Raw genomic sequence first — 22,697 nt, forward strand, 5'->3', positions numbered from 1 at the left:
CCCGGCACCCTTGATCGGTGCCGCCGGTGCCCTGATCCTTTACCGATTGCCTCCTGGTTGCCCCCGCATGACCCAACTTGCCTCCAGCTACGACCCCAAGACCTTCGAAACGGAGCTGTACGACTCCTGGGAGAAGGCCGGGCACTTCAAGCCGTCCGGCAAGGGCGAGCCGTACACCATCCTGCTGCCGCCGCCGAACGTGACCGGCACGCTGCACATGGGCCATGCCTTCCAGCAGACCCTGATGGATGCGCTGGTGCGCTACCACCGCATGCGCGGCTACGACACGTTGTGGCAGGTGGGTACCGACCACGCCGGCATCGCCACCGAAATGGTGGTGTCGCGCAACCTGGCGCTGGCCGGCAACGGCGAGAGCCGCGATTCGCTGGGCCGCGACGGGTTCATCGAAAAGGTATGGGAATGGAAGGCGCAGTCGGGCGACATCATCGAACGCCAGATGCGCCGCATGGGCACCTCGGCGGACTGGTCGCGGAGCACCTTCACCATGGACCCGCAGCCGTCCGAAGCGGTGGTCGAGGCGTTCCTGCGCTGGCATGAGCAGGGCCTGATCTACCGTGGCCAGCGCCTGGTCAACTGGGACCCGGTGCTGAAGACCGCCATTTCCGACCTGGAAGTGGAAAGCGTGGAGGAAGACGGCTTCCTGTGGTCGATCGCCTACGCGCTGGAAGACGGCGCCAGCTACGAGCATGTCGAGCGCGACGCCGACGGCAACGAGACCCTGCGCGAAACCCGCCCGTATCTCGTCGTCGCCACCACCCGCCCGGAAACCCTGCTGGGCGATACGGCGGTGATGGTGCACCCGGAAGACGAGCGCTACGCGCACCTGATCGGCCGCAGCGTCACCCTGCCGCTGACCGGGCGCAGCGTGCCGGTGATCGCCGATGACTATGTCGACCGCGCGTTCGGTACCGGCGTGGTCAAGGTCACCCCGGCGCACGACTTCAACGACTACCAGGTCGGCCTGCGCCACAACCTGCCGATGATCAACCTGTTCACCCCGGTGGCGGCGATCAACGACAACGCCCCGGAAAAGTACCGCGGGCTGGACCGCTACGAAGCGCGCAAGGTGATCCTGGCCGAGCTGGAAGAACAGGGCATCCTGGTCGAGACCAAGGCGCACAAGCTGCAGGTGCCGCGCGGCGACCGCACCCAGCAGGTGATCGAGCCCTACCTGACCGACCAGTGGTTCGTGAAGATGGACGTGCTGGCCCAGCGCGGCCTGGAACTGGTCGAAAACGGGTCCATCCAGTTCGTCCCGGCCAACTGGATCAACACCTACCGCCACTGGATGGAAAACATCCAGGACTGGTGCATCAGCCGCCAGCTGTGGTGGGGCCACCGCATTCCGGCGTGGTTCGACGCCGCCGGCACCTGCTATGTGGGCCGCGATGAAGCAGACGCGCGCGCGCGCGCCGGGCTGGGGGCCGATGTGGTGCTCACCCAGGACAGCGACGTGCTGGAAACCTGGTTCTCCTCGCAGCTGTGGCCGTTCTCCACCCTGGGCTGGCCGAACGAACAGGCGATGGCCGAGCGCGGTTTCGAGCGCTACCTGCCGTCGTCGGTGCTGATCACCGGGTTCGACATCATCTTCTTCTGGGTGGCCCGCATGATCATGGCCACCGACAGCTTCACCGGGAAGATCCCGTTCAAGGACGTCTACATCACCGGCCTGATCCGCGATGCGCAGGGCCAGAAGATGTCCAAGTCCAAGGGCAACGTGCTCGACCCGCTGGACATCATCGACGGCATCTCCATCGACGACCTGGTCGCCAAGCGCACCACCGGGCTGATGAAGCCCAAGGACGCGCCGAAGATCGAGAAGCAGACCCGCAAGGATTTCCCGGACGGCATCATTGCCCACGGTGCCGACGCGCTGCGCTTCACCATCGCCGCGCTGGCCACCCATGGCCGCGACATCAAGTTCGACATGAGCCGCGCCGAGGGCTACAAGAACTTCTGCAACAAGCTGTGGAATGCCAGCCGCTTCACCCTGATGAACACCGAAGGCGCGCAGTTCAACGGCGTGCCGCAGCCGCGCACCGACGCCGAGCGCTGGATCCTGGCGCGGTTGGCGGCGGTGTCGGCCGAGGCGCAGGCGCATTACGCCAACTACCGCTTCGACCTGCTGGCGCAAGCGCTGTACGAGTTCGCCTGGAACGAATTCTGCGACTGGTTCCTGGAGCTGACCAAGCCGGCGCTCAACGGCGACAACGCCGAGGACGCGGCCAGCACCCGCCACACCCTGCTGTACGTGCTGGAAGCGCTGCTGCGCCTGCTCCACCCGCTCACCCCGTTCGTGACCGAGCAGCTGTGGCGCCAGGTGGCACCGCGCCTGGGTCTGGACGGCGACACCATCTCGCTGCGCGCCTATCCCACCGCGGAGGAGTTCGCCGGCGATTACGCGCGTGCCGAGGCCGACGTGGAGTGGTTGAAGTCGATGGTCAGCGCGCTGCGCCGCGTGCGCAGCGAACTGAACGTGCCGCCGGCCAAGCAGGTGGGCCTGCTGCTGCAGGGCGGCAACGAGGACGACCGCAACCGCGTGGCCCGCTTCACCTCGTCGCTGTCGTTCCTGCTGAAGCTGGAGCGCATTGAGTGGTTGGCCGGCGATGCGGACACCCCGCCGGCCGCGACCGCCATCGTGGGCGAGCTGAAGCTGCTGGTGCCGCTGGAAGGCCTGGTCGACCTGGGCGCCGAACGCGCCCGGCTGGACAAGGAAATCGCGCGGGTGGAAGCAGAGAAGGAAAAGAGCGCCACCAAGCTGTCCAGGTTCACCGACAAGGTGCCGGCGGCGGTGATCGAGCAGGAGCGCGTGCGCCTGGTCGACTGGACCGCGCAGCTGGAAGGCCTGGTCGCGCAGCGCGCGAAGCTGTAACGGGATGGCGCGTGGCGACCAACGGTCGCCACCTACCGGGGTTCGCAGCCACGCAGGGCGTGGCGGGCCTTACAACGGCGGCATCGTCTGGATGTCGTCGTCGACCAGTTCGATCGCCATCACCAGCGCATCTTCGCGCCCATCACGGGCCGGGTAATAGCGTGGGCGCCGGCCGATCTCGTTGAAGCCTTCGCTGTGGTACAGCGCTACCGCCGGGGTGTTGGACGGGCGCACTTCCAGGAACACCCGGTGCGCGCCATGCTCGCGCGCCAGCTTCACCAGCGCGCGGAACAGCCGCCGGCCCAGGCCACGGGTCTGGCAGGCCGGATCGATGCAGACATTGAGCACGTGCGCCTCATCGGCGGCGATGCTCAGCACCCCATAGCCCACCAGCACGCCGTCGTCCTCCAGCGCCAAGGCCGGATAACCGGCGCGCAGGCAGTCGACGAAGATGCCGCGCGTCCAGGGGAACGGGTAGCCGCGCAGCTCGATTTGCATCACCGCATCCAGGTCGACCTCGCGCAGCGCGCGCAGCCTCATCGGCCGCGGCGAACTGACCGCGCTCACCCGCGGCCCCGCTTGCGCAGTGCCCTCAACTGCGGCCACAACGCGCGCTTGGCGGCGGCATTGCCGCGCAGTTCGTCCAGGTTCCAGCCGGCCATCAGCGCCTGGGTGTCCGGATCATTGGGGTTGCAGCCCGAAGCGCGCAGCAGCGCGATCTGCAGCGGCGGCGGCATACGGACGGCGGGACGGCGGGCACCGGCGCGCACGGGCGCGGCAGGCGCTTCGGCAGCGGGCGCGGTGCGGCGCCGGGGGGCGGGAGCATCGTCGCTGGGCGCGTTGCCGCGCGCTGGCGGGGGTGCGTCTTCCATGCGCGACGGTGCGTCGCGCCGTGGGGCGGGCGGGAGTGCCTGGTCGGCGGCGGGTGCCGCGGCGAGTTCGATCTGCGCGTCCGGCGCCGGTTCAACATTGCCGTCCACGAACACCGTGTAGCCCATCGCCTGCAGCCAGGACTGCTGCGCCGGGGTCCACAGTGACGGGTCGGCCGGGCTGCTCACGCGCCGGGCTCGGCCGTCTTGCGGGTACGCTGCCACAGCCAGCTGACCGGCCCGGACAGCGCGTAGATCACCCCCACCGCGAACAGCACGCGCGGCAGGTCGATGACCATGATCGCAATGGCGATCGGCACCAGCGCCAGTGCCAGGAACGGCACGCGATCGGCACGCGGGCCTTTCTCGCCGCTGCCCTTGAAGCTCCAGAAACGGATCCGGCTCACCATCAGCAGCGCTGCCACCAGGGTCACGGCCAGCGCCACGTAGCGCAGCTCATTGCCATCCCAGCCCAGCTGGCCATCGGCGAAGGCCCACACGAACGACATCATCAGTCCGGCCGCGGCCGGGCTGGCCAGGCCGATGAACCAGCGCTTGTCGACCACGCTGACCTGCGTATTGAAGCGGGCCAGGCGCAGCGCCGCGCATGCGGCATACAGGAACGCCACCGCCCAGCCGACCCGGCCGAGGACGGGATCGTCGAACTTCAGCCACGACAGCGACCAGTGGTACATCACCAGCGCCGGGGCCATGCCGAAGCTGACCAGGTCGGCCAGCGAGTCATACTGCACGCCGAACTCGCTGCTGGTCCCGGTCAGGCGCGCCACCCGGCCATCCAGGCCGTCCATCACCGCCGCCACGAACACGGCGATGGCGGCATTGACGAAATCGCCGTTGGCCGCCGCGATGATCGCGTAGAACCCGGCGAACAGGCCGGCGGTAGTAAACAGGTTGGGCAGCAAATAGATGCTGCGCGAGCGCGGCGGGGGTTTCATCTGATCCATGCCCGCCAGTTTAGTGGCTGCGGCCCGGTTTGGGGGGAGGCTTGCCAGCACGGGGCGGGAATGCTGCAATCGCGCCTCTGTCCCCCGCTGCCCGGAGTTGCCATGCGTGCCCTGCCCCTCGTGTGCTGCCTGCTGCTGCTTGCCAGCGCTTCGGCCAGCGCCGGAACCGTCTACAAATGGAAGGACGCCAACGGCGTGACCCAGTATTCGGAGAAGCCGCCCACCGGCCAGAAGGCCGAAGAGCGCAAGATCCAGACCCGCGACCCGGCCGGCCGCACCGCGGCAGCCGAGCCCGCCGCCGCCGAATCGGCCGACTGCACCACCGCCCGCACCAACCTGTCCCTGCTCAACGGCAAGGGCGCGGTGCTGCAGGACACCAATGGCGACGGCAAGCCAGATACCCCGCTGGATGACGGCCAGCGCGAAGCGCAGAAGACCTTGGCCGAAGCCGGCATCAAGGCGTACTGCAAGCCTGCGGCCTGACCGGCCTCCCCCCGACCAACGGTCGGGGGCTACCGGAGGGGCGGTGGAATTGCGGCGGATTGGGCACGTCGCCGGCCGGGCTGGCAGAATATTGCCTCCCAGCCGTTCAGCGAAGCCGACGATGCGCCTCTCCCAGTTCCACCTGCACACCACCAAGGAAACCCCCGGCGACGCCGAGCTGACCAGCCACCGGCTGATGCTGCGCGCGGGCATGATCCGCAAGCTCGCCTCGGGGCTGTATATCTGGTCGCCGCTGGGCCTGCGCGTGCTGCGCAAGGTCGAGCGCATCGTGCGCGAGGAAATGGAGCGTGCCGGCGCCATTGAATTCCAGGTGCCGACGATCCAGCCCAAGGACCTGTGGGAGGCCACCGGGCGCTGGGAAAAGTTCGGCCCGCAGCTGCTCAAGATCAAGGACCGCAAGGAGCAGGTGTTCTGCTACAGCCCCACCGCTGAAGAGGCCGCCGCCGATTTCGCGCGCCAGGAACTGAACAGCTACAAGCAGCTGCCGGTGAATTTCTTCCAGATCCAGACCAAGTTCCGCGACGAGATCCGCCCGCGCTTCGGCGTGATGCGCGCGCGCGAGTTCCTGATGAAGGATGCCTATTCCTTCCACCTGGACGACGCCTGCCTGGTACGCGAATACGAGAACATGAAGGCGGCGTACGCCCGCGTGTTCACCCGCCTGGGCCTGGACTTCCGCATGGTGCAGGCCGACTCCGGCGCGATCGGCGGCGACGCCTCGCAGGAATTCCACGTCATCGCTGATTCCGGCGAAGACGCGCTGGTGTTCTCCACCGGCTCCGATTACGCCGCCAACATGGAAGCCGCCGTCGCCGCTGCCCCCGGCCCGCGCCCGGCCGCCAGCGAAGCGCTGCGCAAGGTCGACACCCCCACCCAGAAAACCTGCGAGGCGGTCGCCGCCCTGCTCGGCCTGGGCCTGGAGCGTACCGTCAAGTCGATCGCGATCATGACCGAAGCCGGCTTCGTGCTGGCGCTCGTGCGCGGCGACCACGACGTCAACGAGATCAAGCTGGGCAAGGTCCAGGGCCTGCAGGGCTACCGCATGGCCGGTGAGGCGGAAATCGCCACGCACCTCGGCAGCGAACCGGGCTTCCTGGGCCCGCTCAATCCGGCCAAGCCGATCCGCATCGTGGCCGATCGCGACGTCGCCGCGATGGCCGATTTCGTCATCGGCGCCAACGAAGCCGGTTTCCATATTGCCGGCGTCAACTGGGGCCGTGACCTGCCCGAGCCGGAAGTGGCCGACATCCGCAATGCGAAGGAAGGCGACCGTGCCGCCGATGGTGGCGAACTGCGCGTGGCACGCGGTATCGAAGTAGGCCACGTGTTCCAGCTGGGCCGCCAGTATGCGCAGGCGTTGAATGCCACCGTGCTGGACGAAAACGGCAAGGCCGCGGTGATGGCGATGGGCTGTTACGGCATCGGTATCTCGCGCATCGTTGCCGCGGCGATCGAACAGAACCATGACGATGCCGGCATTATCTGGCCCGACGCGATGGCGCCGTGGCAGGTGGTGGTGTGCGTGATCAACCCCAAGCAGGACGACGCCGTGGCCAGTGCCGCTGCCGAACTGCTGGCCGAGCTGCAGGCCGCCGGCCTGGATGCCGCACTGGACGACCGCGGGCTGCGCCCGGGGTCGATGTTCGCCGACATGGAACTGATCGGCGTGCCGCACCGGGTGGTGGTGTCCGAACGCGGCCTGGCCGCCGGTACGTTCGAGTACCGCGCGCGCAGTGCCAGCGAAGCGGAGAGCCTGGACCGCGACGCGCTGATGGCCAAGCTGACGAAGTGATGACAGTGCCGGGTGGGATATCCCGGCATTTTATTGTCCCGTTTCCATTGATTATTTCTGCGCGCTGTGCATCTTCGAAATGAGAATGTATGCTGTTGCCGCGCCAAGGACTGGCTCAACCCCGTCCTTCTATTTTTAGATTCCGGAGCAGTTGATGAGTATTGACCTGAGTGGTTTGTCCGCCAAAGAGCTGGGCGCCCTGATCAAGAACGCCAAGAAGCAGCAGACGATCGTCGCCAAGCGCCCGGCCATCACCAAGGTCCGCGCACAGCTGACCAAGTTGGCCAAGGCAAACGGATACACCCTGGAAGAAGTGGCGGGCGTTGCCGCTCCCACCCGCGGCCGCGCCAGCAAGGCCGCCGGCGCAGCACCGGCCAAGGCCGTGCGCAAGCTGGGCAAGGTTGCCCCGAAGTACCGCAACCCGGCCAACCCGAAGGAAACCTGGACCGGACGTGGCAAGCAGCCGCGCTGGCTGGCCGCGCACACCACCAAGGGCAAGAAGCTGGAAGATTTCCTGATCAAGAAGTAAGCGATGCGCCGATGGCGCGCGCATTGAAACGCCGGCCGGGATGGCTGGCGTTTTTTTTTGGGGGGGGTTACGTGCGCAGGCCTTCGGAAACTCTCAGAAACTCACAGATTCTTTCGCGCCGGCACCAGCAGGTTGCCGAACAATAATCCCGCCACGAGTGCCATTACCACGTTGAGCACGGTCATCAGTACGGTCTGGCCGGCACTCATGTCCTGCTGCTGCACCAACGTGAGCACCCCGCGCAGGCTGGTGCTGCCGGGCACCAGCATGATGATGCCGGGCAGGCGGATGATGGCGCCCGGTCGCTGCACCAGGCGGCCGAACAGGTTGCCTGCGGCCGTCATCACCATCGCCGACATGAAGATGCCGGCCGGCAGGCCCCACGCCTGGCCGGCAAATTTGGAGATCGCATAGCCGGCCACCGAGGCCGCGATCACCCACGGGTAATCGCGGCGGTGGGCCTTGAACAGCATCGCGAACGCGAACGCCGCGATCAGCAGCGCGCTCCATTCCACCCAGTCGGCCTGCGGGCGCGATGCGCGCACCACCGGGTCCAGCCCGATGATGCCCGACAGCGTCACCGCGATCACCGCGCCGACGGTGAGTTTGAGGATGGTGGTGATGGCACCGGCAAAACGCGCGGTACCCGATACCCAGTGCTGGCTGGCCAGTTCGTTGACCGCGTTGGTGAGCGACATGCCGGGCAGCATCACCACCAGCGAGGCGATGATGACGGTATTGAGGTTGAGCGCGCCCACGAACGAGGCCACCAGTGCCGCCACCGTACCGGCCAGCAGTGCCGCCAACGCCTCGCTGGCTTCGCGGCTGGCCGGGCGGCGGTCGGTGACCAGCGTCATCAGCCCGATCAGCAACCCGATCACCCCGGCGGTGGCGATATCCAGCCACGGCAGTTTCCACAGCCCGGCCACGCCGGCCGCGCCCAGGCTGTAGGACAGGATCATGCGGATCTTGCCGCGCCGGCCCGGGTCCTTGTCCAGCTGCCGCAGTGCGGTATGGCCCTGGGCGATGCTCATGGTGCCGTTGGCCACCGCTTCGGTGATCTGGTCGGCGATGCTGAGCTTGTGCAGGTCGTTTTCGCCCGGTGCCAGCCGGATGACGCGCGTGATGTCCGATGAACCGATGGCCTTGGTCGGGTCGCTGAAGCTCAGGATCAGCCCGGTCGGGTTCGACCATGGCTCGCAGTCCAGGTCCAGCCGCTGAGACAGCGCAACCACCGCCGCCTCCAGCCGCTGGGCCGTGGTGCCGTAGCTGTGCAGCCGTCCGGCGATCTCGGATACGAAGGCCACCCGCTGTGCGTAGGTGGCCGGAGGGGTGGCAATGGCGGGTGCGTCGGCAGACATGCGGCGTAGTATTACCCGATGTCGGGGCGCACACACACTTGGCATCCACGCAGACAGGTTATGCTGCGTGGAGGACGCCCCATGACGCCAGACCAGACTCCCAAACTTGAACAGGATCCACAGGACCCCGGTCTCATCCGGTTGTCCGGCCAGTGGACCTTGCGCACCGCGCTGGACGCGGCCGAAGTGCTGCGCGCAGCACCGGAAAAAGTCACCCGCATCGATGCCAGCGGCATCACCCAGCTGGATTCGGCTGGCGTGCTGCAGGTGCTGCGCGTGGCCCATCGCGCCGACCTGGCCGAGGATGCACTGACCTTCCGCGAGGACCACCGCGCGCTGGTCTGCACCATCGAAGAAGTGGCCGACGACCGCCCCAAGGCCAAGCGCGACTTCGGCGTGCTTGCCGCCTTGGAGCGGCTGGGCCGCAGCGTGCATGCGACCGGCCACAACATCGTGGCGCTGGCCAGCTTCCTCGGCGAGAACCTGGTCAAGGGCGGCCGCCTGCTGCGCGAGCCGCGCCGTTTCCGACTGACCGCCACCGTGCACCACATGGAGCAGGTGGGGCTGGATGCGGTGCCGCTGGTGGCGCTGCTGTCCTACCTGGTGGGTGCGGTGATCGCGTTCCTGGGCTCGACCATCCTGCGTGACTTCGGCGCCGAGATCTACGTGGTGGAGCTGGTCAGCATCGCCTTCCTGCGCGAATTCGCGGTGCTGCTTACCGCGATCGTGCTGGCCGGCCGCACCGCCAGCGCGTTCACCGCGCAGATCGGCTCGATGAAGGCCCGCGAGGAAATCGACGCCATCCAGACCCTGGGCCTGGACCCGGTCGACCTGCTGGTGCTGCCGCGCCTGATCGCGCTGCTGATCACCCTGCCGCTGCTGACCTTCGTGGCGATGATCGCCGGCCTGGCCGGTGGCGTCACCGTGGGCGCGTTCGACCTGGATATTCCGCCGCAGATGTACCTGGCGCGCCTGCACGACACCATTGAAGTGCGGCACATGCTGGTGGGCCTGTCCAAAGCGCCGGTGTTCGCCGCCGTGATCGGCCTGATTGGCTGCCTGGAGGGTCTGAAGGTGGAAGGCACCGCGCAGTCGGTGGGTGAGCGCACCACCTCCAGCGTGGTGCAGACCATCTCGCTGGTGATCATCATCGACGCGTTCGCCGCGTTGTGGTTCATGCACATGGATTGGTGATGACGACCACAGCCGCCCCTGAAGAAGACACCCGCTCCGACCTGGCCGATGAAGACGGCCTGGCGATCCGCGTGCGCGGGCTGACCAACCGCTTCGGCAGCCAGACCGTGCATGACGGGCTCGACCTGGACGTGCGCCGCGGCGAGATCCTGGGCGTGGTGGGCGGCTCGGGTACCGGCAAATCGGTGCTGATGCGCAGCATCCTGGGCCTGCGCCATCCCGATGCCGGCGAGATCGAGGTGCTGGGCGTGGATGCGCGTTCGGAAAACCGCGCCGACCGCCTGCACATCGAACGCAACACCGGCGTGCTGTTCCAGGATGGCGCACTGTTCTCGTCCATGACCGTGGGCGAGAACGTGCAGGTGCCGCTGAAGGAACACCACGGCGAACTGCCCGAGCGCTGGCACTACGAGCTGGCGCTGCTGAAGGTGAAACTGGCTGGCCTGCCGGCCGACGCGATCAACAAGCTGCCCTCGCAGCTCTCCGGTGGCATGCGCAAGCGTGCCGGCCTGGCCCGTGCGCTGGCGCTGGACCCGCCGCTGCTCTTCCTGGACGAGCCCACCGCCGGGCTGGACCCGATCGGCGCGGCCGCTTTCGACCGCCTGATCAAGACCCTGCAGGAAGCGCTGGGCCTGACCGTGCTGCTGATCACGCACGACCTGGACACCCTGTATGCGATCTGCGACCGGGTGGCGGTGCTGGCCGACCACAAGGTGATCGCCAACGCACCGTTGCATGAGATCGAACAACTGGAGCATCCGTGGATCCAGGAATATTTCCACGGACCGCGTGCGCGTGCTGCACGCGCTGCCAAGCAGAAGAGCGAGTAAGCCATGGAAACCAAAGCCAATTACGTACTGATCGGCGCGTTCACCCTGATCGTGGGGCTGGCATTGCTGGCCTTCGGCCTCTGGGCGGCCAAGTACTCCTCCGACCGCACCTGGACCGAGTACCGGGTGGTGTTCCGCGAGGCCGTCACCGGCCTGTCGGTGGGCAGCCCGGTGCAGTACAACGGCATCGCGGTCGGCTCGATCACCGAACTGAACCTGGTGCCGGATGACCCGCGCCAGGTGGTCGCGCGGATCCGCCTGAACTCCAACACGCCGGTCAAGACCGACACCCGCGCCAAGCTGGCCATCACCAGCCTGACCGGGCCGTCGATCATCCAGCTCAGCGGCGGCACGCCGCAGGCGCAGGCGCTGACCGCGGTGAACAAGGACCCGGCGCCGATCATCCCGACCACGCCATCGGCGCTGCAGAACATCACCGACGTGGCCAACCGCATCGTCGAGCGCATGGACCAGGTGCTGAGCGACCGCAACGTGGCCAGCATCAACGCCACCCTGGCCAACCTGGAAACCATCAGCGGCGGCCTGGCCGACCGCGACCAGGGTACCCAGGCGCTGCTGCTCAGCGCGCGCGATGCCGCGCGCAGCCTGGACAGCACGCTGAAGACCACCAACGGCACCATCCAGCGCCTGGACACCAACCTGGTGCAGCAGTTGCCGCCGATCCTGGACAAGCTGGAAACCACCCTGACCAAGCTCGATTCGGCGGCCGGCAGTGCCGATTCGATCCTGGGCGAGAACCGCGCGGCCATCAACAGCTTCGCCAACGATGGCCTGGCCCAGCTCGGGCCGACGTTGACCGAGCTGCGCGGGCTGATCCGCGACCTGCGCCGGGTCAGCGACAAACTGGACAACAACCCGGCCCGCTACCTGCTGGGCCGCGACGCGCCGAAGGAGTTCGAACCCAAATGAGCCGCTTCCCTCTCCTGCCCGCCTCCCTGCCCCGCCTGCTGCTGCCGGCGGCACTGATGATCGCGCTGGGCGCCTGCTCGTCGTTGCTGGGCGGCGGCGAGCGCAGCCAGGTCACCATCTACTCCCCCGTGGTGAAGATCCAGCCCGACCCGTCCTGGCCGAAGGTCGACTGGGCGCTGGTGCTGGTCAAGCCGACCGCCGCGCGCGTGGTCGACAGCCCGCGCATCAACGTGCGGCCGAACCCGGGTGAGCTTGAGGTCTACAAGGGCGTGAGCTGGGCGCAGCCGGCCACCGACATGGTGGACGACGCGCTGGTGCGCGCGTTCGAGGATTCCGGCCGCATCACCGGCGTGGCGCGTGCCACCACCGGCATCCGCGCCGACTACAAGCTGGCGCTGGATGTACGCCGTTTCGAATCCGATTACCGCGGCCAGCCGACCCCGACCGCTTTCATCGAGATCAACGCCAAGCTGATCCACGTGATCGACCAGCGCGTGGTTGCCGACCGCACGTTCCGCCAGGAGCAGCCGGTAGGCAGCACCGCGACCGGCGATGTCGCCCGGGCGCTCGAGCAGGGCCTCCAGGCGGTCACCACCGAACTGGTCGGGTGGACGCTCGTAACGGGCCAGGCCGACAGCCAGACCGCCGCAGTCATCCCGACGCGGTTGCGTTGATCCAACGGAACGTGAGGTTGATGCGTTCGGCCAAGGGCCGGGCGCTTTTTGGCAGGGCGTGCTGGTAGAAGGTCTGCGTGCGCCCCCCCATCACCAGCAGGTCGCCATGACCCAGGATGACCTCGGCCTTGCGCGCATGGTCATCGCGTCGGCGCAGCAGGAACCGGCGGGCCGCGCCGAGGCTCAGCGAGGCGATCACCGGCGTGAGGCCCAGTTCGGGTTCGTTGTCGCTGTGCCAGCCCATGCCGTCGTCGTTGTCGCGGTAGCAGTTGAGCAGCACGCTGTTGAATGGCTGGCCGCAGAACCTGCCCAACGCATCGCGGAGCGGGACCAGGGCGGGATGCCAGGCGTGCGGGACGAAGTCGGTGCCCGAATAGTGGTACCGCGCGGCGGGATCGCCCATCCAGCAGCTCAGCCGAGGCGAATCCACCGACCGCCCGAACATGCGGATCCGGTGCACCCCCCACGGCACCTCGCCGCGCAGCTGTCGCTGCAGGGCATCCGCCTCGGCGGCGGCCAACCAGTGGCGGTGCCAGTGCACCGAGGCATCGGGAAGATGGAGGTCCATGCGGGAACGCTAGCATGCCACTGCGTGCCAACGGGCTGCAGGGACCGCCTGGGCCGGCCAACGGCCGGCGCTACCCGGTGTCTGCGCCCGGCCGGTACGCGTCACCCGGTATCTGCGCTGGGCGGGTACGCGTCACCTCCACGTCGAGTCCTCTACAATCTGCGGCCTGAGGCGCGTTTCCGTCGCGCACCCACCCGCCGCATTGTCACAAGGTTCCTGCATGAGAAGTCACGACAGCAGCAAGCGCGTCCTGGTCACCGGTGGCGCCGGATTCCTCGGCTCGCACCTGATCGAACGCCTGCTGGAGCAGGGCCATGAGGTGGTGTGCGCGGACAACCTGTTCACCGGCACCAAGCGCAACATCGCGCACCTGCTGGGCAACCCGCACTTCGAGTTCCTGCGCCACGATGTGACCTTCCCGTTGTACATCGAGGTGGACGAGATCTGGAATCTGGCCTGCCCCGCGTCGCCGGTGCATTACAGCCACGACCCGGTGCAGACCACCAAGACTTCGGTGCACGGTGCTATCAACCTGCTGGGCCTGGCCAAGCGGCTGGACTGCCGGATCTTCCAGGCCTCCACCAGCGAGGTATACGGCGACCCCAGCGTGCACCCGCAGCGCGAGGAATACTGGGGCAACGTCAACCCGATCGGCCCGCGCTCGTGCTACGACGAAGGCAAGCGCTGCGCCGAGACGCTGTTCTTCGATTACCACCGCCAGCATGGGCTGGACATCAAGGTGGCGCGCATCTTCAACACCTATGGCCCGCGCATGCATCCCAATGATGGGCGCGTAGTGTCCAACTTCATCGTGCAGGCGTTGCGCGGCGAGAACATCACCATTTACGGCGAGGGGCAGCAGACGCGCTCGTTCTGCTACGTGGATGACCTGATAGAGGGTTTCATGCGCTTGATGGCCACGGACAAGGATTTCACCGGGCCGTGCAACCTGGGCAATCCGGCAGAGATGACCATCCGCGAGCTGGCGGAGGCGGTTATCGCGCTGACCAATTCCGGGTCAAAGCTGGTGTTCAAGCCGCTGCCGCAGGATGATCCGATGCAGCGCCAGCCGGATATCACGCTGGCCAAGAGCCGGCTGGGTGGGTGGGAACCGCAGGTGAAGCTGGAAGAAGGGTTGCGCCGGACGATTGCCTATTTTGACACCCTGCTGAGCGAATCCCGGTAACGCCGTCTTCTGGATGGCGCATTGGCACGGTAGAGCCGTCTGTTAGACGGCTGCCTTTAGCCTGGTAGAGCCGTCTGTTAGACGGCTGCCTTCTGCGCGAAGAGCAGCGGACTAACAGTCCGCTCTACCCGTCCGTGATACCCGTCCGTGATACCCGTACGCGATACCCGTACGCGATACCCGTCCGTGATACCCGTCCGCTCTCCCCCCCCTCCGCTCTACAACAGCGTTGATTCTTCTGCCGTAGGCGTTACCGACACTGGTAGGTGACGTCCTGGCGGCTGTGGCGGAACGGGTCGGTCAGGTCGTCGGAGTATTTACCCAGCAGCAGCCGCTGCTTTGGCAGGAAATGCTGGCGGTAGAAGCGGCTCATGCCGGCCACGCGCCTGCCCTTGTCGGTCAGCAGCACGCAGCCCTTTTCGATGTGGATCGTGCCCGAGCTTTCCTGTTCAGTCAGCCGCACGTCCACCAGCCGGTGTTCCACCATGTATTCCTTGGTGAACACGTCCTGGAAGGCATCCTGGCGGATGCCGCCGCCGCGCTGGTCCAGCTTTTCCAGGATGTAGAACGACAGCGAACGGTCGATCACGGTCGGCACGGAAATCGCGAAGGAATAGCCACCCAGCAGCCACACCGCGACCAGCAGTACTTTCTCGGTCACGGTGAAGCGCCGCAGCGCGGGCAGCAGCAGCAACAGGCCGGTCAGCACTGCCGCCAGGAGCGCATCGCCGATCGCCGCATAGAACACCACGTCCACGCTGAAAAAGCGCACGTGCAGGAAGTGGATGCCCAGCAGCAGCACCACGTAGACGATGGTCAGCAGCAGTGCGTTGCGCAGGGTTTTCATGGCTTGAATACCAGCAGGCGGTTGCCCAGGAACGAAAGGATGAACTGGATGATGCTGATCAGCACGAAGCCCACGCGGTAATCGAACTTCAGCAGGTCCGACCACAGCGCCATCAGCCCGCCGTTGAGCAATGCAATGGCGGCATACAGCAGCACGAACCGCCACAGCTGGCCGCTGGCGCGGGCCTGGGTGGCGGCGAAAACGAAGTAGCGGTTGCCCAGGAAGGACGACACGATGGCCACCGCCGCCGCCAGCAGGTTGGCCACGCCTTTCGAAGGCACATGCACCACCTCCACCAGCAGGCTCAGCACCGCGAAGTGCACGCCGGTCGCCACCAACCCATTGATGACGTAACGGAGCAGCTGGCGGATCTCAGCGCGGCGCGACATCGGCGGTTACTTCGGTGACACCGGCCAGGTATTCACGGTACGCGCCCGGTTTCTGGATGGTGCCGCGCACGATGCCACTGAGCATCAGCGTCATCAGCGTGAGCGTACCGGTCTGCAGGAACACCAGGAACAGCACGCCCAGCGCCATCGAGAACCAGCCCGGCGTGGCGTAACCGGCCAGCTTGAGCAGGGTGGCTACCACGGCCAGCACGATCGACGCCGAAGACACCAGCACGCACATCAGGCCCACGCGGACCAGCACGTCTTCGGCGAACACCATCAGCGCGCGGAACCCATGCAGGGTCAGGCCCACGAAGTTCATCTTGCTCTGCCCGGCGTAGCGCGGCCCACGGTCGATCGGGCACACCGCCAGGCGCAGCTTGCTGGCGATCAGCCCCGCGGCCACATGGGTCCAGACCTCGTGCATCGCGTTGAGCCGGTGCAGCGCACCGACCTTGATCGCCATGAAGTTGCCGAAGCTGATGGTGCGCCCGGTCAGCAGCTGGAAGATGAATTTGTAGACCACGTAGAACGCGCGGAACCGCAGGGTTTCCACCCGGCTCCTGCGCCGCGCCACGGCTACGTCCACGTTTTCGTCGCGCAACGCCTCGAGCAGGGTGGCGATGGTTTCGGGCAGGTCTTCGCCGTCGGAATCCATCACGACCACCCGCTGGGCGTCCGGCAGGTTCTCTTCGACATAGCCCAGCCCGATCGCGATCGCCTTCTGGTGGCCGACATTGCGGCGCAGCCTCAGCACCACCCCGCTGACCCCGGAGCTGGACAGCTGGAAGGGCTGCACCGGTTCGCGGATCGAGCCGTCATCCACCGCCACCACGAACACGCGGTCGCCGTACAGGCGCGCCAGTTCGGTGAACAACCGGGTGGAGGCTACGTGGTCTTCGTAGACCGGCGTCACCACCACGAACGTCGCGCTGGGCTCAAGCATTGGGTTCTCCTGCATTCCGGCGCGGGCCCGTCTGTCTCCACTGGTCCAGCAGCACCAGCACCGCGTACATCAACAGCAACTGTACCGGCAGCGCCACGCGCTTGGCACTGGTGGCCAGGTGCCAGGCCAGATCGTGCGGAGTGCTCAGGTACACCGCGAACAGCACGCCAAAATAAGCCGCGGCAACGGCCAGCCCGGCCCGGGCCGCAGACACGCGCCAAGTGCGGGTCCACAGTACCAGCAGCAGCACCAGCGGCACCCACACCGCACTGCGCAACAGGGCCTTCAGGATCAGCACGCTGGGTGCCAGCTCGGGCAGGCGCGCCAGCAGCTGCCCCTTCAGGTCGCTTTGGGCCAGGTCGTTGCCGAGGTCGGCGCCGGCCACGGCCAGCTTCCACGCCAGCAGCGGCAGCATCGACACGGCGAACGCGGCCAGCAGGCCCCACGGCATGCGGCGGTCGCGCAGCAGGACCGTACCCACCGCGACCACGCCGACCAGAATGGCCAGCACCGCGCCTTCGTTCTTGATGAGGGTCAGCACCGCCGACAGCGCCGCATAGGCGGCGAGGTTGAACCAGGCCCCCTCGGCCGCGTCCCTGCGCGGCTGGATCGCCACGGCAAGCGCCGCAACCGCGTAGACCGCCAGGAACGCATCCATGTAGCCGTCGACCAGATAGCGCCCACCCACCTCCAGCACCGCCACCGCCAACAGCCCGGCGGCCCACCACGTGCGCAGGCTGCGCGCGATCAACAACAGCGGCGGCAGCAACAGCAGCGTCGCGGCAGCCTTGGGGAATATCTCGTTCCAGTGCCCCACCACCCTGGCGGCCGTGGCCGACCACAGCGGCATCAGCGAGGGGTAATCGTTGTGGCTGAAGATGGCATAGCCGTCCAGCTGTGCGTACAGCGAATTCTCCAGGTAGATCCGCTTGGCATGCAGCATCCAGATCGAGCGCGGGTCCCACTCGTCGGTGGGGCTGCCCAATGCCAGCACCAGCAGCACCGCGACGATACCCAGCATCCAGGCGGCGCGGCCGTCGCGCAGGGCGAGCAGTGACCACAGCGCACACACGAGCACCGCGATGAAGGCCAGCTGCGCCGGCAGCCCGACCCAGCCAAAGGCGGCGAAGGCATAGCAGAGCAGCACGCCGGCCAGCATGCCCAGTGCGGCGCGGGCGCCCCCGTCAGTGGCAGTCAACGAGAACAATGCGCTCACTCCTTGCGATGTCGGTGCAGTTGGGCTGCTGGGGGCCGGGAGTCCGCCAGAGCATCAGGCCCTTGTCAGCCCAGTGGATGCGGCGCGGGTACAGCCCGTCCCACAGGCGTTCGCGGACAAGCGGGTCCTCCCAGAGGCCCGGCGCCAGGGCAATCGGCCCGCCGCTCTGCTCATGGCGGAGCAGCTCGCGGGCTTCCACCACCTCGGGCGGTACCGATTCGCTCCAGCCGGCGTCGGCCACGAAGGCCTGGCGCAGCAGCGATCCGTTGAAATCGACATCCTTCGCGATGCCGCGCAGGCCCACCAGCAGCGCCGCTCCGATCAGCAGACCGACCAGCCAGCGTTGCAGCATGGAGGGGTTCCCCTTCCCGGGTTTGATCACGGCAGCATTCCAGGTTCAGCCAAGCCGGAAAGTCTAGCATTCGGCCTACGCGGGTGATCGTTACATGGGCGCGCATCCGGGAAGAGCCTTCTCCGCCGGTGTTCATGCCACTATCGGACGCGGACAATTCAATGGCGGTCGATAGGGATGCGACCCTACCAGAGCCTTTGCCGCGCTCGGCGGTCGGGTTGGTTTCCAAACAACCGCGCGTATCCGGTCAACGCCTGGTAACGCTACACCCCAGAGCGGCGCCGCGCCGACCGCGCGCCAAATGGCGCAACCAATGCCATAAACGCCATTCGATATTGCACCGGGGAACACCGCGAAACTCGGATATCAGCGGCAATGTTAACCATGTTCCATATTGCAGAAACGTTGCTACGCAAGGCATTCCAACGCCGCATGACCCGATCGCGTCATCACTATTGATGCCGTCATCGAACCGGCGCAAATCAACAGAGACAATCAACTTCCGCTACCGTCATCGCGTCCGCATGGTGAGCACCGGAGTCTGAAAACTCCGTAACGAACAGCTGGTCCTCCGCGTCGGGAGGGTGACTAATACAACACCCGTATGGGGAATACGTCGCACCGTTCGTTACACGGTTTTCAGCCTCCCGACTCCCTCGCCATTCCGGCGAGGGAGACACTCAGGAGAGCCACCATGCATTCTCATGACAACGATGCGCCCATCCGCTCCACCCTCGCCCCCACCTCGGCTGGCACAAGCCCAAGCGGGTTCTGGTGGGTTCGCTGATCTACAACGACGAACGGCCACAGCCCGGCGACCCGATCATCCCCTGCATCAAACATGCGCGGCATGTGGATGTCCGAGGCCGGCATCGCGCCTGGAACCCGTTTGACGGTGGAGATGTATGACGGCGCCATCCTGCTGCGTGCGGCGGAGCCGGCGGTGTCGGTACAACTTCGGCCGGTCAGGCGCAGTCACCAGCGGGCGCATTCCGGTCGTTGACGGCCTCAGCGACGTTTGGCGCCGCCCTGCATTGCCGCTGCACCGGCGAACGCCCAGAATGACGGCCATTGCCGTTGTGCTGGAGCCCGCATGTCCGTTGCCGCCTTCACCCTGACCAGAGTCTGCCGTTCATGACCGGCCTGAAGGCCAGGCTGCGCGCAGCAGTCTATCTGGTGCTGCGTACCGGCTTCCGGGCGCTGCCCATGTCAGAGGGGCAGCGCGACCGCCTGCGCGGCCGCTTCCTGGACCGGCACTCGAACTGGGTGCCGCCGCCGGCGCGCGGGCGGCTTGATGTGGCGGGCGGCGACGGCGCCCGCCGCCCGCTGGTCCGCGCTGATGAACCCGCCATCGGCCACGTGCCGTACCGGGCCGAGGCCTTGCCTGCAACTCTGCCTGCGACCCTGGTGGCGTTCTATCTGCCGCAGTTCCACCCCATCGAACAGAACGATGCGTGGTGGGGCAAGGGCTTCACCGAATGGCGCAATGTCACCCGCGCCCTGCCCCAGTTCGAGGGCCACGTGCAGCCGCGTTTGCCGGCCGATCTGGGCTTCTACGACCTGCGCAACCCGCAGATCATGCGCGAGCAAGCCAGCCTGGCGCAGGAATATGGCATCGGCGCGTTCTGCTTCTACTACTACTGGTTCAGCGGCACCACGCTGCTGGAGACGCCGCTGCGCCAATGGCTGGCCGACGACAGCATCGAAATGCCGTTCTGCCTTTGCTGGGCCAACGAGAACTGGGCCCGGCGCTGGGACGGGCGCAGCGATGACATTCTCATTGGCCAGCAGCACAGCGCCGAGGACGATATCGCCTTCATCACGCACGTGGCCGATTACCTGCGCGACCGCCGTGCGTTGAAGGTGGATGGCAAACCGATGCTGCTGGTGTACCGCCCGCATCTGCTGCCCGACGCACGTGCCACCGCACAGCGCTGGCGCCAGTGGTGCCGGGACCATGACATCGGCGAGATCCACCTGGCCTACGTGCAGGGCTTCGAGCGCCCGGACCCGCGCGATATCGATTTCGATGCGGCCGTTGAATTCCCGCCGAACATGAGCAACCCGCGTTCGCTGACCGCCGACCAGTTCCTGATCAACCCGGAGTTCCACGGCGACGTGCGAGACTGGCGCGAGCTGGCCAGCGAAATCGCCGCGCGCCTGCTGCCGGACTACCCGCTGTACCCCGGGGTCAATCCCGGCTGGGACAACGAGGCGCGCCGTTCCGGGCACGGCCGCGTTTACCTGCATGCGTCACCGCGCGGCTACCGCGACTGGCTGTCGACCACGATTCACAAGCGCTTGGCGCCGGTACCGGCCTCCCAGCGTATGGTGTTCATCAACGCCTGGAACGAGTGGGCCGAGGGCGCAGTACTTGAGCCGGACGCCCGGCTGGGCCATGCCTACCTGGAGGCCACGCGGCAGGCGCTGCGCGCACCCGCGACCGCGCCCGCCTCAACGCGGCCGTGCGTGGTGATCCACGCGTGGTACCTGGATGTGCTCGAAGAGCTGCTCCGGGACCTGCGCGCTGTGGCGCTGCGCTGGCGCATCGTCATCACTACCACGGCCGATCGCCGGGAGGCAGTGGAAAAGGCCCTGGCCGCAGCCGGGCTGCAGGGCGAGGTTGAGGTGCATCCCAACCACGGACGCGACATCCTGCCGTTCCTTCAGGTTGCCGAACGGCTGTACCAGGAAGGTGAGCAGGTGGTGCTGAAACTCCACACCAAACGCTCCACCCACCGCCGCGACGGCGAAGATTGGCGCCGCGAGCTGACCGGTCGGCTACTGGATGCGGACCGCGCCACCGGCATATTTGACGCTTTCGTGCAGGACCCATCGCTCGGTCTGGTTGCCCCCGAAGGGCACGTACAGCGGCTGGATTACTACTGGGGCGCGAACGAGCGCAATGTCGGCGCCCTGCTGGCGCGGATCGGGTTGCCTGCCGCCGACATCGAGCGCGACACGTTCGTAGCTGGCAGCATGTTCTGGGTGCGCCTGTCTGCGCTGCGCCCCTTGCTGGACGCCCACCTGTACCGGTCGCTGTTCGAGTACGAAGCAGGCCAGGTCGACGGCACGCAGGCACACGCGATCGAGCGCATCGTGTCATTGGTCGTGCGCCATGCCGGCGCAAAGGAGCAGACCGCTGCGGCCGTGCTGGGGCTGCCGTTCACGGACGGACAGCCCTACGCATACGCCCGAAAAGGCTGAACCGGGAACCGGCTCAGCCGAAGCTGACGCCGGTCCTTTCCTTCAACTCATCCCTGCTCACGCCAGGCGCGGCTTCGACCAGCTTCAAGCCAGCGTCGGTAACGTCGAACACGGCAAGGTCGGTGATGATCCGATCCACCACGCCCACGCCGGTCAGCGGCAGGGTGCACTCGGGCAGGATCTTGTGCTCGCCATTCTTGGCGGTGTGCTCCATCAGCACCACCACGCGCTGCACGCCGGCCACCAGGTCCATGGCGCCACCCATGCCCTTGACCATCTTTCCGGGCACCATCCAGTTGGCCAGGTCGCCCTTGTCAGTGACCTGCATCGCGCCGAGGATGGCCAGGTTGACGTGGCCGCCGCGGATCATCGCGAAGCTGTCGTGGCTGCCGAAATAGCTGGCCCCTTCACGCGCGGTGACGGTCTGCTTGCCGGCGTTGATCAGGTCCGCATCCACCTCGGCTTCGGTCGGGAACGGGCCGATGCCGAGCAGGCCGTTTTCGGACTGCAGCCACACGTCCACGCCGTCAGGAATGTGGTTGGCGACCAGGGTCGGCAGGCCGATGCCCAGGTTCACGTACGCACCGTCGGTGAGCTCGCGGGCGGCGCGCTGCGCCATTTCATCGCGGGTCCATGCCATGTCAGTTGCCCTCCGCACGCACGGTGCGCTGTTCGATGCGTTTTTCAGGGGTGGGGTTGTGCACGATACGGTGCACGTAGATGCCCGGCAGGTGCACCTGGTCCGGGTCGATGCTGCCTACCGGCACCACTTCCTCTACCTCGACCACGCACAGCCTGCCGGCCATCGCACACGCCGGGTTGAAGTTGCGCGCGGTCTTGCGGAACACCAGGTTGCCGGCCTCGTCGGCCTTCCACGCCTTCACCAGCGCCACGTCCGCGCGCAGCGCGGTTTCCATCACGTAGTGCTTGCCGTCGAACTCGCGGGTTTCCTTGCCTTCTGCCACCACCGTGCCGTAGCCGGTAGCGGTGAAGAAGGCCGGGATGCCAGCACCGCCGGCGCGCAGGCGCTCGGCCAGGGTGCCCTGCGGGTTGAACTCCAGCTCCAGCTCACCGGCCAGGTACTGGCGTTCGAATTCCTTGTTCTCGCCCACGTAGGACGAGATCATCTTCTTGATCTGCCGGGTTTCCAGCAGCTGGCCCAGGCCGAAACCGTCCACGCCGGCGTTGTTGGAGATGACCGTCAGGCCCTTCACCCCGGTGTCGCGCAGCGCGGCGATCAGCGCTTCAGGAATGCCGCACAGGCCGAAGCCGCCGACGGCCAGGGTAAGGCCATCGGCCACCGCACCCTGCAGCGCCTCGGCGGCGCTGGCGTAGCGCTTGCCGCGCCGGCCGTTGTCTGGGGACTTGCTCATCTACGCCCTCACCTCGTTGATGTAAGGGCGCATTGTAGCGGCTGGCCGATGTATTCCCTGTCGCGCTGCAGC

At 66.9% G+C, this 22,697-nt stretch carries 21 protein-coding genes and 1 pseudogene; 10 read left to right on the forward strand and 12 right to left on the reverse strand.

The window, feature by feature from the left end:
• Positions 1-67 precede the first annotated feature (67 nt).
• Complete coding sequence (locus SOM39_RS08730) at positions 68-2,893, forward strand: valine--tRNA ligase (RefSeq protein WP_320458102.1); 2,826 nt, start codon at positions 68-70, stop codon at positions 2,891-2,893.
• 69 nt (positions 2,894-2,962) lie between these two features.
• On the opposite strand, the gene rimI is transcribed toward SOM39_RS08730, so the two are convergent.
• The 3 genes from rimI to pssA are packed head-to-tail and all read right to left on the reverse strand — an operon-like array spanning position 2,963 to position 4,727.
• On the reverse strand, positions 2,963-3,460 hold the full coding sequence (gene rimI, locus SOM39_RS08735; protein WP_320458103.1) for a ribosomal protein S18-alanine N-acetyltransferase: 498 nt from the start codon (positions 3,458-3,460) through the stop codon (positions 2,963-2,965).
• Entirely contained in the window at positions 3,457-3,891 is a 435-nt protein-coding gene (locus SOM39_RS08740; RefSeq protein ID WP_217538828.1) for a DNA polymerase III subunit psi, read from the reverse strand. Before SOM39_RS08740 ends, rimI begins: the two co-directional genes overlap by 4 nt.
• Before the next feature lie 56 nt (positions 3,892-3,947).
• Entirely contained in the window at positions 3,948-4,727 is a 780-nt protein-coding gene (gene pssA, locus SOM39_RS08745; RefSeq protein ID WP_068849124.1) for a CDP-diacylglycerol--serine O-phosphatidyltransferase, read from the reverse strand.
• Positions 4,728-4,829: 102 nt separating this feature from the next.
• Here pssA and SOM39_RS08750 point away from each other — a divergent pair, with 102 nt between their 5' ends.
• The 3 genes and pseudogenes from SOM39_RS08750 to SOM39_RS08760 all read left to right on the forward strand — a co-directional run.
• Positions 4,830-5,210, forward strand: a complete 381-nt coding sequence (locus SOM39_RS08750; protein ID WP_068849122.1) for a DUF4124 domain-containing protein — start codon at positions 4,830-4,832, stop codon at positions 5,208-5,210.
• Positions 5,211-5,331: 121 nt separating this feature from the next.
• Positions 5,332-7,023, forward strand: a complete 1,692-nt coding sequence (locus tag SOM39_RS08755) for a proline--tRNA ligase (protein ID WP_068849120.1) — start codon at positions 5,332-5,334, stop codon at positions 7,021-7,023.
• Positions 7,024-7,177: 154 nt separating this feature from the next.
• A pseudogene (locus SOM39_RS08760) lies at positions 7,178-7,549 on the forward strand (H-NS family nucleoid-associated regulatory protein); the annotation flags it as partial.
• Between the two features lie 104 nt (positions 7,550-7,653).
• On the opposite strand, the gene SOM39_RS08765 reads toward SOM39_RS08760, so the two are convergent.
• Positions 7,654-8,913, reverse strand: a complete 1,260-nt coding sequence (locus SOM39_RS08765) for a threonine/serine ThrE exporter family protein (protein ID WP_068849116.1) — start codon at positions 8,911-8,913, stop codon at positions 7,654-7,656.
• 81 nt (positions 8,914-8,994) lie between these two features.
• On the opposite strand from SOM39_RS08765, the gene SOM39_RS08770 reads away from it, so the two are divergent.
• Genes SOM39_RS08770 through SOM39_RS08785 form a run of 4 tightly spaced genes read left to right on the forward strand, consistent with a single transcriptional unit; the run spans position 8,995 to position 12,541 of the window.
• A complete protein-coding gene (locus SOM39_RS08770; RefSeq protein ID WP_320458104.1) occupies positions 8,995-10,107 on the forward strand; it encodes an MlaE family lipid ABC transporter permease subunit in 1,113 nt (370 codons plus the stop codon).
• Complete coding sequence (locus SOM39_RS08775; protein WP_320458105.1) at positions 10,107-10,937, forward strand: ABC transporter ATP-binding protein; 831 nt, start codon at positions 10,107-10,109, stop codon at positions 10,935-10,937. Before SOM39_RS08770 ends, SOM39_RS08775 begins: the two co-directional genes overlap by 1 nt.
• Positions 10,938-10,940: 3 nt before the next feature.
• A complete protein-coding gene (locus SOM39_RS08780; RefSeq protein WP_068849110.1) occupies positions 10,941-11,867 on the forward strand; it encodes an MlaD family protein in 927 nt (308 codons plus the stop codon).
• Positions 11,864-12,541, forward strand: coding sequence for an ABC-type transport auxiliary lipoprotein family protein (locus tag SOM39_RS08785; protein ID WP_320458106.1), 678 nt, complete (start codon positions 11,864-11,866; stop codon positions 12,539-12,541). Before SOM39_RS08780 ends, SOM39_RS08785 begins: the two co-directional genes overlap by 4 nt.
• On the opposite strand, the gene SOM39_RS08790 is transcribed toward SOM39_RS08785, so the two are convergent.
• Positions 12,519-13,109 (reverse strand): alpha-ketoglutarate-dependent dioxygenase AlkB family protein, encoded by a 591-nt coding sequence (locus SOM39_RS08790; protein WP_320458107.1) that lies wholly within the window; start codon positions 13,107-13,109, stop codon positions 12,519-12,521. The two genes, SOM39_RS08785 and SOM39_RS08790, sit on opposite strands and share 23 nt — an antisense overlap.
• Before the next feature lie 220 nt (positions 13,110-13,329).
• On the opposite strand from SOM39_RS08790, the gene SOM39_RS08795 reads away from it, so the two are divergent.
• Positions 13,330-14,295 carry a UDP-glucuronic acid decarboxylase family protein gene (locus SOM39_RS08795; protein ID WP_320458108.1) on the forward strand — a complete coding sequence of 322 codons (966 nt, stop codon included), beginning with the start codon at positions 13,330-13,332 and terminating at the stop codon, positions 14,293-14,295.
• Positions 14,296-14,545: 250 nt separating this feature from the next.
• On the opposite strand, the gene SOM39_RS08800 is transcribed toward SOM39_RS08795, so the two are convergent.
• Genes SOM39_RS08800 through SOM39_RS08820 form a run of 5 tightly spaced genes read right to left on the reverse strand, consistent with a single transcriptional unit; the run spans position 14,546 to position 18,045 of the window.
• Positions 14,546-15,142 (reverse strand): hypothetical protein, encoded by a 597-nt coding sequence (locus tag SOM39_RS08800; RefSeq protein ID WP_320458109.1) that lies wholly within the window; start codon positions 15,140-15,142, stop codon positions 14,546-14,548.
• On the reverse strand, positions 15,139-15,531 hold the full coding sequence (locus tag SOM39_RS08805) for a GtrA family protein (RefSeq protein ID WP_320458110.1): 393 nt from the start codon (positions 15,529-15,531) through the stop codon (positions 15,139-15,141). The genes SOM39_RS08800 and SOM39_RS08805 overlap by 4 nt, the downstream gene beginning before the upstream one ends.
• Positions 15,515-16,477, reverse strand: a complete 963-nt coding sequence (locus SOM39_RS08810) for a glycosyltransferase (RefSeq protein WP_320458111.1) — start codon at positions 16,475-16,477, stop codon at positions 15,515-15,517. The genes SOM39_RS08805 and SOM39_RS08810 overlap by 17 nt, the downstream gene beginning before the upstream one ends.
• Positions 16,470-17,684, reverse strand: a complete 1,215-nt coding sequence (locus SOM39_RS08815; protein ID WP_320458112.1) for a hypothetical protein — start codon at positions 17,682-17,684, stop codon at positions 16,470-16,472. Before SOM39_RS08815 ends, SOM39_RS08810 begins: the two co-directional genes overlap by 8 nt.
• Positions 17,662-18,045: a hypothetical protein gene (locus SOM39_RS08820; RefSeq protein ID WP_320458113.1), complete on the reverse strand. Its 384-nt coding sequence runs from the start codon at positions 18,043-18,045 to the stop codon at positions 17,662-17,664. The genes SOM39_RS08815 and SOM39_RS08820 overlap by 23 nt, the downstream gene beginning before the upstream one ends.
• 1,134 nt (positions 18,046-19,179) lie before the next feature.
• Between SOM39_RS08820 and SOM39_RS08825 the strand changes: the two genes are divergently transcribed.
• Positions 19,180-21,252 carry a glycoside hydrolase family 99-like domain-containing protein gene (locus SOM39_RS08825; protein WP_320458114.1) on the forward strand — a complete coding sequence of 691 codons (2,073 nt, stop codon included), beginning with the start codon at positions 19,180-19,182 and terminating at the stop codon, positions 21,250-21,252.
• Between the two features lie 13 nt (positions 21,253-21,265).
• On the opposite strand, the gene SOM39_RS08830 is transcribed toward SOM39_RS08825, so the two are convergent.
• Together SOM39_RS08830 and SOM39_RS08835 are read right to left on the reverse strand one after the other, a co-directional pair.
• Positions 21,266-21,892, reverse strand: coding sequence for a CoA transferase subunit B (locus tag SOM39_RS08830; protein ID WP_320458115.1), 627 nt, complete (start codon positions 21,890-21,892; stop codon positions 21,266-21,268).
• Position 21,893: 1 nt separating this feature from the next.
• Positions 21,894-22,625: a CoA transferase subunit A gene (locus SOM39_RS08835; RefSeq protein WP_320458116.1), complete on the reverse strand. Its 732-nt coding sequence runs from the start codon at positions 22,623-22,625 to the stop codon at positions 21,894-21,896.
• Positions 22,626-22,697 lie beyond the last annotated feature (72 nt).

The organism is Stenotrophomonas sp. CFBP8994, from assembly GCF_034044835.1.
Classification (GTDB): Bacteria; Pseudomonadota; Gammaproteobacteria; order Xanthomonadales; family Xanthomonadaceae; genus Stenotrophomonas; species Stenotrophomonas rhizophila_A.